Source organism: Flavobacterium suzhouense (assembly GCF_042684765.1).
In the GTDB taxonomy this organism is placed as follows: domain Bacteria; phylum Bacteroidota; class Bacteroidia; order Flavobacteriales; family Flavobacteriaceae; genus Flavobacterium; species Flavobacterium suzhouense.
On sequence record NZ_JBHUMD010000001.1, the window covers coordinates 30,498 to 44,543 of the forward strand.

Annotated in this window: 9 protein-coding genes; 4 read left to right on the forward strand and 5 right to left on the reverse strand. The window is 41.0% G+C overall.

The genetic code is table 11. From position 1 onward, the window contains the following. Positions 1 to 48 precede the first annotated feature (48 nt). Positions 49 to 2,709 (reverse strand): AsmA-like C-terminal region-containing protein, encoded by a 2,661-nt coding sequence (locus tag ACFSR3_RS00150; RefSeq protein ID WP_379819163.1) that lies wholly within the window; start codon positions 2,707 to 2,709, stop codon positions 49 to 51. 269 nt (positions 2,710 to 2,978) lie between these two features. Here ACFSR3_RS00150 and ACFSR3_RS00155 point away from each other — a divergent pair, with 269 nt between their 5' ends. Further along, positions 2,979 to 3,536, forward strand: a complete 558-nt coding sequence (locus ACFSR3_RS00155) for a hypothetical protein (RefSeq protein WP_379819164.1) — start codon at positions 2,979 to 2,981, stop codon at positions 3,534 to 3,536. 104 nt (positions 3,537 to 3,640) lie between these two features. Here the strand turns inward: ACFSR3_RS00155 and sppA are convergent, their stop codons facing one another. Beyond that, positions 3,641 to 5,467 carry a signal peptide peptidase SppA gene (gene sppA / locus ACFSR3_RS00160; protein WP_379819165.1) on the reverse strand — a complete coding sequence of 609 codons (1,827 nt, stop codon included), beginning with the start codon at positions 5,465 to 5,467 and terminating at the stop codon, positions 3,641 to 3,643. Positions 5,468 to 5,639: 172 nt separating this feature from the next. Between sppA and folK the strand changes: the two genes are divergently transcribed. Both folK and ACFSR3_RS00170 read left to right on the forward strand, forming a co-directional pair. Then, complete coding sequence (gene folK / locus ACFSR3_RS00165; RefSeq protein WP_379819166.1) at positions 5,640 to 6,770, forward strand: 2-amino-4-hydroxy-6-hydroxymethyldihydropteridine diphosphokinase; 1,131 nt, start codon at positions 5,640 to 5,642, stop codon at positions 6,768 to 6,770. Between the two features lie 172 nt (positions 6,771 to 6,942). Then, positions 6,943 to 7,590, forward strand: coding sequence for an HAD hydrolase-like protein (locus tag ACFSR3_RS00170; protein ID WP_379819167.1), 648 nt, complete (start codon positions 6,943 to 6,945; stop codon positions 7,588 to 7,590). A 170-nt stretch (positions 7,591 to 7,760) separates the two neighbouring features. Here the strand turns inward: ACFSR3_RS00170 and ACFSR3_RS00175 are convergent, their stop codons facing one another. The 3 genes from ACFSR3_RS00175 to ACFSR3_RS00185 form a co-directional block, all read right to left on the reverse strand. Further along, positions 7,761 to 9,875 carry an Ig-like domain-containing protein gene (locus ACFSR3_RS00175; RefSeq protein WP_379819168.1) on the reverse strand — a complete coding sequence of 705 codons (2,115 nt, stop codon included), beginning with the start codon at positions 9,873 to 9,875 and terminating at the stop codon, positions 7,761 to 7,763. A gap of 24 nt (positions 9,876 to 9,899) precedes the next feature. Further along, entirely contained in the window at positions 9,900 to 10,439 is a 540-nt protein-coding gene (locus tag ACFSR3_RS00180) for an RNA methyltransferase (RefSeq protein WP_379819169.1), read from the reverse strand. A 95-nt stretch (positions 10,440 to 10,534) separates the two neighbouring features. Further along, positions 10,535 to 11,143, reverse strand: coding sequence for a hypothetical protein (locus ACFSR3_RS00185; RefSeq protein ID WP_379819170.1), 609 nt, complete (start codon positions 11,141 to 11,143; stop codon positions 10,535 to 10,537). A 245-nt stretch (positions 11,144 to 11,388) separates the two neighbouring features. Here ACFSR3_RS00185 and mutS point away from each other — a divergent pair, with 245 nt between their 5' ends. Beyond that, positions 11,389 to 13,995: a DNA mismatch repair protein MutS gene (mutS, locus tag ACFSR3_RS00190; RefSeq protein WP_379819171.1), complete on the forward strand. Its 2,607-nt coding sequence runs from the start codon at positions 11,389 to 11,391 to the stop codon at positions 13,993 to 13,995. Positions 13,996 to 14,046: the final 51 nt, after the last annotated feature.

Sequence of the window (14,046 nt, forward strand, 5' to 3'; positions counted from 1 at the left end):
TGGTCTGATTAAGCAAGCCGAAACTCAATAACCCGAAACAGACAAAGTCTATTCTTTCTTATCTTTTTTAAACAGGCCATTAATTAGTTTGCCTGCACCTTCTTTAGCTTTATCTTCTATTTGTTTTTGTGTTTCGGCGTTGGTTTTAGGTGTAGTTGTTTTAGTTGTATCAGTCGACGTTGTTTTACCTCCCCCTAAAAGCTTGTTCAGGGCATCTTTACCTTTGTCGGTAGCTTCGTTGATATACTTGTCTTTTTGCTGTTGTACCAATTGGTTCGTCAGGTTAGTTGCAGCCTTGCTAAGATCGGTTGATACTTTAGGGCTTTTAAAGTTACCTGTAATTGATGCGTTTACCGGAACGATTATTTTACTTGGATCTCCTTTTGCCTGAGTTATAAGCCTGTTTACATCGCTGCCCAGGTATTTGGCAGGAACTTCAAAAGCAACAGTATAGTTCATGTTCTGGTCAAAACCGTGTGATCCCTGTATCTTGATTGGAATATCCTGGTATTTCAGGTCAATTGGCTTAATCACTACATTACCGTTCTCGAAGGTAAGTCCGATCTTTTTATTCAGGTCTACTTTTGAAAGGTCAAGGAACTTAACGTTAGATGTTAATGCCGTAAGCATTTTTGAATTCTGAGGGTTTACAGTTGTATTCAATAACTGTCCAAGTAAATCACCTGAAAGGGATTTAAGGTCCGGAGTCATTTCTTTAGCATCCAGATTACCACCTACCTTAATGGTGGTATTCATTTTACCTGTTATTACACCTACTATAGGGGCAATGGACTTAAGCATGTCAAGCTGGTTGAACGACTGTGTAATGTCAACGTTGTTAAGAGCAAGGTCTACGTTAAATTTAGGTGTGGTACCTTTGGTAGATACATCTCCGCTAACACCTATTTTTCCGCCAAATATTGACGACTGCAGGTTTTGGATGGCAACAGTCTCGTCTTTAATAATCATTTTACCTGATACATCTTTCAGGAACAGGTTGTCATATACAACAGTGCCGGCTTTTGCTGTAATAGTACAGTCAAGGAAAGCCGGGATTTTAACCGCGTCGGTAGCTGCTACCTGCTTAGGAGCTTCGGTTTTTTCTGTGCCCTCAGCTTTTTTAGCTGCTGCATTGGCAGCCTCAGGAGCCATAAAGTCAGCAACTACAAGCTTGTTAGAACTCATGTTAAAGTTACCCTTCAGGGTCTGATCCCTGAACACAAACCCGTAGAAGTTATCGAGCGTACCGCTTACATTAATATCAGATCCGCCTGTTACAGCATCAAATTTGCTAAGGGTGATACGGCTTGGATTAAACTGTACTGCGGCCTCGTTGATTTTTACCGGTTTTGGCAGGTCACCTTTATAGGTAAATCCGCTAAGGCTCATACTACCATTGTTCTGTATTTTTTCGTACTGGCTGTTTTCTACTGATTTCATATCGAATTTAGTAGACGCATCTGCCCTAAGTATACCTGAAAGCGGAATGTCAACCTTAACAGGGTAAGCCTTAGATACGTTGGCAAGGTTTATTACACCTTTAAGTCTTGCGTCTACAAGAGGGTTTTCTACAATGTTTTTAATACTTGCGCTGGCATCAAAAACATCCTGGTCTATCCTGAACGAAAGTTTATCAAGGTTTACATAGGTGTCGTTAAGCACACCTGTTTCATTGATGATCTTAGTGTCGATAACAATATTCTGAACTGATTTAGGTAGGTCAGGATACTTGAATGATGCATTGTTTGATGCAATCGCAATGTTGAATTTAGGGATTGAATTATCGCCATTCAGTCCGTTTACTTTACCATTAATAGTAAAATCACCGTCTGTTTTAACCGTGGCAAGATTGCCTGAATAGGCTTCCGGTACAAGACCTAAGAAGTTTTTGAATGATGAGGTAGGCGTTTTGAATGTAATGTCAATTTGCTGTCCCTGTTCCACCATCGCAAAGCTACCGTCAAATTCAAGAGGCAACTGGTTAATGAGTGCTTTATTGTTTTTAAAAGTATAAATGCTTTTGTCAAGATCAAGGCCTAATACCGCATCAAGGCTAAGGGCTACATTGTTCATGTAGTTGGCCTTATCCATGCTGAGTGAAAGCTTAGCTGTGGTTTTGGTGTCAAGGTCAAGCTTATTAGCTGCCATGTTACCTTTACCTTCGTGGTTAAGGCTGTCAATTACCATGTTTATCTTGGAGCGCTCATCAAAGTAACGGAAACGCAGGTTTTCTACTTTGTACTTTTGCATATTAAGGGCAAACGGCTTGCTTTCTTTATTGTCGGCAGGCTGCTCTTTTTCGTCTTTGATGGCAATATCAAAGTTGCCTACGCCATCTTTATTGAAAAGGATGTTTACAATACCATTTTTGGTGCCGATGTATTCAATATTCATCGGTTCTCCTTCACCTTTGAATAATTCCTTAACCGACATATCAAGGTCTATTTCTTCCATGTAAACAAGTGTATCACCTGCGAAAGGGGCCTTGTTTACAATGCTAAGTTTTTCAATGGTAACATTGGCTTTAGGGAAACTCCTGAAAAGGCTCAGGCTTACATCCTCAAATGCTACATTGGCATCTACCTTTTCATTGATGGTTTTTAATACCAGTTCTTTAATTTTTCCTTTGAATAAGAATGGCGTAGCCGCCAACGCAATGATAATCACCAGTAAAACGATACCGGTCCATTTTAAAACTTTCTTAACCATGATATTTTTTAAATTTTGCCCCTAATATAGAGAATATACTCTACAATAACTTAAAAACAGTATGATTGTTGTGTGTATTTTCCTCACATATTGTTAATATTGTGCCTTAACCAACATATCACCAGAATGAAAAAAATTATAATTATCAGTTTATTGTTTACGCTTATATCCTGTCAAAAAAACTTATTGAAGCAATCGTCAATCAACATGCTGATAATTTTAGACTTCATGTCTATGCCAATGGCGATAAGAAGGTAGTTTATCTGCCAATGGTACATATAAGTAAACCGGAGTTTTATGTAAAAGTAAAATACAAATTAGATTCTTTACGGTCTGAAGGTTATAGTGTTTTTTATGAATCGATTGAAGCAGATAAAGAAATAGATAGTCTTCAAAAAGATTTGATTTATAGGAAATTAAGAAGCATTACAGGGTTTTATCCTGATTATAGTAACAAAAAACAATTTAAGGTTTTGCAGATCAAAGGCTTTGTGCAGCAGTCGCAAAGCAATACAGGTATTATAGATTCTTTGGATGTTCAGGCAGATTTACCAATAAACAAGCTGATTGCCTTATACGAAAAAGAAAAGGGAGAGGTGTTGCTTTCTGATTATGATTTAAAAACACCTTTAAAAGACAAGTACAGAACAAAAATAGATCAGCAGGATTATGATTTCCTTATTGATACACTAAGAAATAGAAGGTTAGTTGAAATGGTAAAAGAATCAAAGGCAGAAAAGATTGCTGTAATATACGGTGCGCTACACAGATTACCTTTGTTTACCAGTCTTAGTAAACAGGATAGCTTATGGCACACTGTACAGTAAATGGAATCAAAAAATCACTGGACACAGTCTTTGATGAAATAATCTAAAAAGCAAAAAGCACAATGATTATCATTGTGCTTTTGTTGTTTAATTCCTTTCGGGATTTATTTTATGGTCAGCTCATAAGGCATTAATACCTGGTTACCCTTGATTTGGCTTACACGACGAATGCGCTCTATAACGCGGTAGTTTTCTACGCCCACCTGTTCTTTAATAAGCTCTTCTTTAGTTTGTGTGCTAAGTCCGAACATGCTTAAAATTTTACTGAAGTCTTTTTCAAACTCAGGGTAATCCGAAACAGAATAGTCGTTTGTTTTACCCAGTTTAGCAGCATATTCAATCGCAGCATCAAGTCCGCCAATTTCGTCTACAAGTCCGTTTTTCAGTGCCATGCTTCCACTCCATACACGTCCCTGTCCTATAGCATCGACCTGCTCCGGAGTAAGTTTTCTCCCGGCAGCTACACGACTCACAAATGTTGTATATACTTTCTCTACACTTTCCTGAATGATAGCTCTTGTGTCATCTTTAAGCGGAGTGAATACACTGTATCCTGATGCGTTTTTATGTGTGCTTACCTGCTCGGTATGGATACCAATTCGGTTAGACAGTTCTGTAAAGTTTGGCAGCATTCCAAATACACCTATCGATCCTGTAATAGTACCTTCTTCTGCAAAAATTCGGTTAGCATTACAAGAGATGTAGTATCCTCCCGAAGCTGCTACATTACCCATAGATACTACAACCGGTTTTACTTTTTTAGTAAGTTCAATATCCCTCCATATCAGCTCAGAAGTCAGTGCACTACCACCCGGAGAGTCTACACGAAGTACGATAGCTTTAACGGCATCATTCTCTCTTGCCTCTTTTAGCGCTTTGCGGATTGGTACTTCGCTAACGGTATTCACATCACCTTCTCCGCCGCGAATCTCACCCTGTGCATAAATGATAGCAATCTCGTCTTTACCACCCGATAGCAGTTTGTCAAGCGCAGTAGCTTTTACATAATCAAGAATTGATACTCTTTTATAGTCTTCATCCTTTTTCAGTTTAAGTGCTTTTTTGATACCGGCTTCATACTGGTCGATATAACCAATTTTGTCTATAAGTTTTGCTTCTTTTGCCAGTTCCGGAGTACGGCCACCAAGCCTGTCGGCTACAGCATTAAGACTGTCAACCGGAATTTTGCGGCTTTTAGCGATATCGCCAACAACCGATGTCCAAACCGAGTTAAGTAATGCGGTAATCTGCTCCCTGTTCTCAGGGCTCATCTCATTGCTTAGGAAAGGCTCAACAGCACTCTTGTATTTTCCGTGACGGATAACTTCCATTTTAATGCCCGTTTTGTCCTGAAGGTCCTTGTAGAACATCACTTCTGATGAAAGTCCTTTAAAGTCAATTTCACCTACCGGGTTAAGGTAAATGGTATCGGCAACAGAATTCAGGTAGTAATCGCTTTGTGAATAACCGTCAGAATAAGCGACGATGAATTTTCCTGATTTTTTAAAGGCATCAAGCTCATCGCGAAGTGCTTTGTTTTGGGCAATACCCAGTTGGGTGCTACTGTTGGTTATAGTGATTCCCTTAATTCTTTCGTCGTCTTTTGCAGCATCAATAGCTCTTATAACATCAACAAGACCTTCCTGACTGTCAGAGTCGAACATTGGGAAGTCTTTATATTTGAATTTTCCTGAATAATCATTAGTAACCTGAGAAAGGTCAAGTTCAATAACACTGTTTTTTTCAACTTTTACGGCTGTGTCGTTCCCACCGCTGGCAGCAGCGGCAATAATACCGATAAGTAGTATTAGAAAGAAGAAAATAAAGCAAAACACAAAAAGCCCTACTACGGTAGAAAGTACATTCTTAAGGAATGAGGGCGATTTAGGCTGTGGTTGCCTGTACTGTGGTTGTTGTGGGGTGTCGTTCATCTTAAATAGATAGTTTATTTATTAATCAGACGCAAAGTTGCCAGATATGTTACAACTACTAAGTTAGAAAAATTAAAGAAGTATTCAGTTTTCAGTCGCAGTCTCAGTTTTCAGCCAGTAAGATACTGACGACCGCGACTGAAAACTGAATACTTTTCGCTTACTTTGCGGTATGAGATTTCAAAACAAAGCCATACTGTCACTGGGCAGCAACATGGGCAATCGCCTTGAAAACCTGCAATGGTGCATCGATTATATTAATAACCATATTGCTACGGTAGTAAAGGTTTCGGGTATTTATGAGAATCCGTCTGTCGGTTTCGAAGGCGACGATTTTTACAACTGCTGTTTGTTGGTGCATACACAAAAGCCAGCTGTACAGCTATTAGCCGAATTGCTTGGTGCCGAACTGGAGGGTGGCAGGGTTCGCAATCCTGAAGAACGCTATCATTCGCGTACCATAGATATTGATGTGATTACTTTTAATAATGAGATTATTGCTGAGCCAACGCTCGAAGTACCGCATCCGCGAATGCAGAACCGCAATTTTGTTTTGATTCCGTTACGGGATGTCGCCCCGCATTGGGAGCACCCAAAATTCAAAAAGAATATTAACCAGTTGATAACCGAATCGGGAGACGAAAGTAAATGTGAATTTGTAGTGCAGTTGCCTTCGCCAATTGAACAATTTAATCCAAAACATCATAGCTATATTGCTATTGAGGGAAATATAGGGGCTGGTAAGACCAGTCTTGCCGGAAAGCTTTCGGAAGACTTTGGGGGACAAATAGTGTTAGAGCGTTTTGCCGATAACCCTTTTCTGCCACAATTTTACAAAGATCCGCAACGTTATGCGTTTTCACTAGAAATGTCATTTCTGGCTGATCGCTACCAACAGCTTAGCGACGATCTGTTGCAGGTAAACCCACAGACCGATTTTGTTGTTGCCGACTATCATATCATCAAATCGCTGATTTTCTCAAAAGTTACGCTTGGGGAAGATGAGTATACGCTATATAAAAAACTGTTTGATATTATGTATGGCGAAATGCGCAGACCGGGACTCTATGTATATTTATACCAGACTACCGAAACCTTGTTGAAACATATCAAACTTCGTGGACGAAGCTATGAGCAGGAAATTGAGGCGGAGTACCTTGATAAGATAAATCAGGGTTATCTGGATTACATCAAAACCCATACTGGGCTGAATGTTTTGGTACTTGATGTTTCCAACAGGGATTTTGTACACAATCAGGAGGATTATGTTTGGGTGTTGGAGCAGGTAAATTTAAATAGATAGTCAGGTCACAGCGTGGCAGCATATTTATAGAAAATAAATGACGATAATTCTGTGAGCTCGTGAGGGGTGGCGTATAATATTCAGCTCCTCACGAGCTTTAAGATGATAATTTATAAATGTATACTATAACTAATTACCTTTGCAGTATTAAATCATCATCATCAATCATTAAATGTATCCTTATAAATTTATTGTCTTCGACTTTGACGGCACTATTGCCGATTCGCGGTCCTTATTTATTGAACTCTATAACGAACTTGCGCTAAAAAATAGCTATCAGCTGCTTAATGAGGAAAATCTCGATGAGCTCCGTTGCCTTAGCATTACCGAACGCTGCCGGTTATTAGGGGTGCCATTGTATAAAATACCATTCCTGGCTTCGGTAATTATCCGAAGGTATAAAGCAGCAATACCTAAACTGGAGTTTAATGAAGGCATGAAAGAACTGCTATTGTCATTAACTGAAAACAGGGTTAAATATGCTGTGCTTTCGTCTAATTCCAAAACCAATATCGAGCAGTTTTTCAGGCAGCATAAAGTAAAGTGCAAGCGCATTTATTCTTCCCGAAGTATGTTTGGTAAACATTTGCTTATTAATAAATTCCTGAGGGATAAAGATGTAAAACCTTCTGAGATACTCTATGTGGGTGATGAACTTCGTGATGTAATTGCCTGCCGTAAAAGCGGTGTAGATGTTGCATGGGTAAGCTGGGGTTACGACAATGAAAAAGCTCTTGAAAATAATAAGCCGGACTACCATATTGATAGCCCGGCCCAAATATTATCGCTTGTGTTGCATAAGCCTGTTGTTGCGGTATAACGAAATTTATTCCCTATGGGAAATTTTCTCCCTGTTCTAATTGTTTGCTACCAGCATTAAAACGCTACGCGATATTCGGAATGGAAGTTTTCCGTAGGGAATGAATGCTGGTAGAAATTAATATGCATTGGCTCATATTTCCCCGTGGGGAATAAATTTCTTTACAACGATTATCGAATCAAACTAAAATGCCCTTTAATTTCTTCACTATCGTAGGTTAGTTTAATAATGTACCAATAATCGGTTGCCGGTAGCCGATGTCCCTGAAATGTACCATCCCATGAACGGTTGCGGCTGTTTAAGGCAGCTACAATCTTACCATAGCGGTCAAAGATATTGATAGTTGCCTGAGGGTAGGCTGACATGCCTGCAATAGTAAACACATCATTGATGTTGTCACCATTAGGGGTAAAGAACTTTGGTATCATGTACACGTAGAATGTCATCGAATCACTTCCGCAGCCATTTTTAGAGCGTACTTTTATCGTATGCTGCCCGGGATTGAGGTTGTAAAAAACATTTGAGTCTCCATAGCTGTTGCCATCAAGTGAGAATACATAATGGTTTATTTCAGGATCGGACATGATAACAGTTGCAACGTCGCTGTTCACCTCCACGCGGACTATATCTGCCGAAGGGAGGGTAGTGGCTGTAATGGTTTTTACCGCGCTGCAGCCTGCCGGATTTGTTACTTTAACTGTGTAGGTCCCTGCCGCGTTAATTTCTATGGATGGTGTGGTCGCTCCTGTCGACCATTCATAGGTTACACCTGAAATCCCTGCATTTATTGTAGTTCTTGTTTTTTCGCAAAATTCTATTTCTTCGTCGGTTACAACCGGTAGTGGTAAAACGCTAACTATTACGGCCTCCCGTGAGGTTGCCGGGCATCCGGTGCTAACTACTTCGGCATAAAAAGTGGTTTCGGCAGTAAGCGGAGATGTAGTAAAAGGGCTTCCTGTGCCTAAAAGTGTTCCTCCGGTGGGTGCATCATACCAGTTTAATGTTCCCGAAGTAACAGTTGCTGTAAGTTGTGCAGGATCTCCGTAACAAACTGGCGCAACTGGATCAGGATTTGGTAAGGAGGGTTGAGTGTTGATTGTTGCTATTACAGCTCTTCTCGGACCCGTGATGCAGCCCGGTGAATATGCTGATGCGTAGTAGGTTGTTGTTTGCGATAATGATGGGGTCGTAAAACTCGAGCCTGTAGTGAGAAGGTTACCACCTGTGGGTGCATCATACCAATATACCATCCCGCCTGTTGAGACTGCCTGTAAAGTGACTGCACCATCGCCGCAGCGTTGTGCAGGGGTGGTTTCGGTTAGTTTTTCCACATCTATTGTAGTAGTGGCTGATATCTGCAATACCGGATCACCCGGCATGCCGCCAAATTCTACTATATAACCTTTTGGGGCATATTGCCCGCCGCTGCCGGCATTGGCAAGGTCATTCCACGAACCTGGAATACCTACTCCCGGAGCCGTAATGTGGGCATAATCTTCTGCTCCCATGTTGTTGGGTTCGCCACTATTCCAAAAGGCAAAATTAGGTGTGGATCCGTTTGCTCCACCGTTCCAAAAAACAGTACCTGCTTCGGGACCGGTCATCCATTTCCATACGCCTTCCTGTTCGGCATCACTACCGCCTATCCATCCCGTTCCTGTTGCCTGTTCCCCGCAAAGCTGAGCTTCGTCGGCCGACCCAAGAGTAGCCAGGTAACCCTGAAGTCCGTAATAAGTGGTGTTCTCTGCTTCGATTTTTGCATTCGTCCATAAAATGCCGTCTGCAGCTATGAATTTGTAATAATGCCCTGTTGAAGCCAGATAGTTAGCGTCGCCTAATGATATGGAAAAAGTACGTTGTCCGGCAGATGGATTTGCCGACATATTGTTGTATATAACGTTAAATTTTATGGCATCTCTAAGTGTCGGATAAGGTATTTCCGCGCCGGGTGTAGTGCTTTTTATGGTAAGGGTTGCCGATGTTGCATTCCATGTTGCTGTAAGTCCAGGTACACTGTTAAGACTCACGATGTCTTCTCCGTTTACATAACCTGATGAAATTTGTATGTACGCAGCTTCCGCACCGGTATCATCAACATCGGTAATGTTAAAATCCGTAGCGATATTTAGCGGAGTGCCGGGGCAATAGGTTTGTTGGCCTGTTGCCGTAACTACTGGTGCAATGTCTTGTGCGTTAATATGTTGTATTACGAACAGAAATAGTGCAGTCCCAAACAGTCGCGCACTACTAATGCTCCCGTTAAAAGAGGGTTGAAATAGTATCATGTCGTAAGTGTGAGAGGTTGGGGCTTAACCTGCTGTTATATGGTTTTTCTGGAAAATATCCCACACGACTATACCGGCACTTACCGAGATATTCAGGGAATGTTTAGTCCCAAGTTGAGGAATCTCAATAGTGCCGCTGCACAGTTTTATGGCTTCCTGTGATACGCCCTTTACTTCGTTGCCAAAAACAAGGGCATATTTCTTTCCTTCTTCAGGCTGGAAATCATTCAGGTAAACTGAGTTTTCCACCTGTTCTATAGCCCATACATCAGTGCCTTCTGCCTGAAGTTTTGTGATGACTTCGAGAACATCTTTGGCATATTCCCAGGCTACGGTATCGGTAGCACCAAGGGCGGTCTTGTGAATCTCCTTATTGGGAGGGGTGGCGGTAATGCCGCACAGGTAGATCTTCTCTACAAGAAAAGCATCGGCAGTACGAAATACCGAGCCTATATTGTGCAGGCTGCGGATGTCGTCAAGTATTATGATGAGCGGGGTCTTCTCGGCTTCTTTAAAGTCTTCGATGCTTTTGCGGCCTAGCTCACTGTTAGCTAATTTTCTCATGTGTTTTTTGGAATAGATAACCGCAAATGTAAACATATTTTAAAGAAATAGCCTGATATCAAACGTATTCGTTAGTTTCCTTCTCCTTTTTAAAATTATTGTTTTAGTTTTTGAAATTCTTCCCAAAGTTTATTGGTTTCCTGTTGGTTGGGGATGCCGGAAGTTCCTAGATGATTTAGTTTGTTGTCTATATAGTCCAAAAAATCATCTTCTAAAGAAGGGAGAGTGAAATTTTTGTATTTTTCGCGATTGTTGTAAGTGTATTTTCCAATTTCGAATTGTCCATTGTGCGTATGTATATCTTTACATCTTTCAATGATTTTAATTGCGGGTTGATAAGGATTTGCTAATTCGCATTCATTTATTTCTGTTCTATCCGAATTTAAGTTCCATTGAAAATAAAGGTAGATGAAAATATCGTTAAAATACCGTCCGCTTTTTACAGGAATATTATTGGCTATTAACTTTGAATTGAATTCTTCCAATGATTCAAGTTTAGCTGTCCATTCAGAATTAATATTTAAAAATAAGTTATGAGCTTCCTTAGTTTTTATGAATTCTGAAGTGTCCCCAAGCTTTTTCTTCCATGCGAAAAGTTTTGATAAGTAATCTCTGAATAATAGAATGTTAGCGATATTGTCTTTCTTAGTGTCCCTATTTAAAATTGAAATCAACTTTTCTAATTCAGTATTGTAGTTATCCATTTTTATAAGATATTCAATTAAGCCAAATATATAAATTATACCTACAAGGTTTTGAAACCCTTGCAGGATTTGTATTGTAGGGTAGAGACGTTGCAGTGCAACGTCTGTACATATGGTGTTAATGAATATTCTGGATTTATAAATTTCAAGGGATAATAAATTTATCCACCATTTACCAACACCGCGTTTACCTTTTTCAGAATTTGAGTAACTTCGCCCATTAAGTTAATTTAAACCTATTTCCCTTGGCGACTAAAGAAAAAGCACCCAAAGAAACCCCGTTAATGAAACAGTATAACGAGATTAAGGCAAAGTATCCTGATGCGTGCCTGTTGTTTCGTGTGGGCGACTTTTATGAGACCTTTGGCGAAGATGCCATAAGGGCAGCCGGGATATTAGGGATAGTGCTTACCAAAAGAGGGGCGGGCAGTGAAACAGAAACGGCTCTTGCCGGATTTCCGCATCACTCGCTGAATACCTATTTGCCAAAGCTGGTTAAGGCAGGTCTTCGTGTTGCGATATGCGATCAGCTTGAAGACCCGAAAATGACCAAGACCATCGTGAAACGCGGCGTGACCGAACTGGTTACTCCGGGGGTTTCAATGAACGATGAGGTGCTGCACTCCAAAAGCAATAACTTTTTGGCATCGGTATATTTTGGAAAAAGGACAATGGGTGTTTCATTCCTTGATGTGTCTACGGGAGAATTCCTTACGGCGCAGGGTAATGAGGAATACATTGATAAACTATTACAAAACTTCAGTCCGAGTGAGGTGTTGGTGCCTAAAGCGGAGAAAAATAATTTCAGGGAAGCCTTTGGCGAAGATTTTCATACGTTCTACCTCGAAGACTGGGTTTTTAAGGAGGACTATGCTTTTGAGAACCTTACAGCCCACTTCGGAACTAATTCCCTTAAAGGTTTTGGGGTAGAAGAACTGCAGGAGGGTATCATTGCGTCGGGAGCGGTATTGTATTACCTGTCGGAAACGCAGCATAACAAAGTGCAGCACATTACATCTATTCAGCGTATTGCCGAGGATGCTTATGTGTGGATGGACCGTTTTACCATTCGTAACCTTGAGCTGTATCAAAGCCCAAACCTGAATGCTGTAACCCTGCTTGATGTCATCGATAAAACGCTTTCGCCTATGGGTAGCCGACTGCTGAAACGCTGGCTGGCGCTTCCGCTAAAGGATGCCAATAAGGTACGAGTGCGTCATGAAGTAGTAGCCTACCTGAAAGACAATCAGGAAACCCTGAACAAGATTCAGTATCAAATAAAACAGATATCCGACCTGGAGCGTCTTATTTCTAAGATCGCAACAGGAAAGGTGAGTCCGCGTGAGGTAATTTACCTGAAAGACTCGCTGGATGCCATCGTACCCATAAAAGCACTGGCACTGGAAAGCAAGAACGAGGCACTTAAAGCTATTGGCGATAGCCTTCATGCCTGCGACCTGCTTCGTGAGAAGATAAAAACTACACTTCACCCTGATGCTCCGGTGTCTATCAATAAAGGAAATGCCATTGCAACAGGTATTCATCCTGAACTAGATGATTTGAGGAATATCTCCAATTCCGGTAAAGAATATCTTGAAGGAATTGAAAGAAGGGAGTCGGAAGCGACAGGGATATCTTCATTGAAGATTTCATTTAATAATGTATTCGGATATTATATCGAAGTACGTAATACACACAAAGACAAAGTTCCGGCAGAGTGGATACGTAAGCAAACATTGGTGAATGCGGAGCGTTACATTACCGAAGAGCTTAAAGAATACGAATCGAAAATATTAGGTGCCGAGGAAAAAATCCATGCGCTTGAAACACAGTTGTTCGAGCAGCTTGTTATCTGGATCGGAACCTACATAAAACCGGTGCAGCTTAATGCAAGCCTTGTGGCACAAATGGACTGTCTTAGTTCATTTGCCCAACTGGCAATTGACAATAAATATGTTTGCCCGGTTATAGATGATAGCTTTGATCTTGAGATAAAAGAAGGGCGCCACCCGGTAATTGAGAAGCAACTACCTGTCGGTACAGAATATATTACCAACGATGTTTACCTTGACCGAAGCGGACAGCAGATCATTATGATTACCGGTCCTAATATGTCGGGTAAATCGGCCATCCTGCGTCAGACTGCACTGATAGTACTGCTGGCGCAGATGGGTAGCTTTGTACCTGCAGAGAGCGTGCGCATGGGTATAGTGGATAAGATATTCACAAGGGTAGGAGCGTCGGATAATATCTCTATGGGTGAATCGACCTTCATGGTAGAGATGAATGAAACGGCCAGCATTTTGAACAATATATCCGACCGAAGCCTAATTCTGTTGGATGAGATTGGTCGTGGTACGAGTACCTATGATGGTATCTCTATCGCATGGGCTATTGCCGAGTTTTTGCACGAACACCCTGCACAGCCAAAAACGCTGTTTGCTACGCATTACCACGAACTGAACGAGATGCAGGATATCTTTGAGCGCATCCAGAATTTCAACGTTTCGGTAAAAGAGCTTAAGGATACAGTGCTGTTTATCCGTAAGCTTGTAAAAGGCGGTTCGGCACACAGTTTTGGTATCCATGTAGCCAAGATGGCGGGGATGCCGCAAACAGTAATCCAGAAGGCGCAAAAACTCCTTAAAAAGCTTGAGAAAGATCATTCAGGTGAAGCATTGTCAAACGGCAAAGCTACTGCCAAAGATGAACTGCAACTGAGCTTCTTTAATCTTGATGATCCGTTATTGCAGGAAATAAAAGAAGAGATCGTGAATCTTGATATCAATACGCTTACACCGGTAGAGGCACTAATGAAACTGAACGAGATAAAGAGAATGCTGACGAAGTAGTGTTCAGTGTTCAGTGTTCAGTGTTCAGTGTTCAGTGTTCAGTGTTCAGTG

Excerpts from the sequence above, each read along its gene's own strand:
- ACFSR3_RS00150 (WP_379819163.1), bottom strand. The coding sequence starts at position 2,709 with ATGGTTAAGAAAGTTTTAAAATGGACCGGTATCGTTTTACTGGTGATT.
- ACFSR3_RS00155 (WP_379819164.1), top strand. The coding sequence starts at position 2,979 with ATGGTACATATAAGTAAACCGGAGTTTTATGTAAAAGTAAAATACAAA.
- sppA (WP_379819165.1), bottom strand. The coding sequence starts at position 5,467 with ATGAACGACACCCCACAACAACCACAGTACAGGCAACCACAGCCTAAA.
- folK (WP_379819166.1), top strand. The coding sequence starts at position 5,640 with ATGAGATTTCAAAACAAAGCCATACTGTCACTGGGCAGCAACATGGGC.
- ACFSR3_RS00170 (WP_379819167.1), top strand. The coding sequence starts at position 6,943 with ATGTATCCTTATAAATTTATTGTCTTCGACTTTGACGGCACTATTGCC.
- ACFSR3_RS00175 (WP_379819168.1), bottom strand. The coding sequence starts at position 9,875 with ATGATACTATTTCAACCCTCTTTTAACGGGAGCATTAGTAGTGCGCGA.
- ACFSR3_RS00180 (WP_379819169.1), bottom strand. The coding sequence starts at position 10,439 with ATGAGAAAATTAGCTAACAGTGAGCTAGGCCGCAAAAGCATCGAAGAC.
- ACFSR3_RS00185 (WP_379819170.1), bottom strand. The coding sequence starts at position 11,143 with ATGGATAACTACAATACTGAATTAGAAAAGTTGATTTCAATTTTAAAT.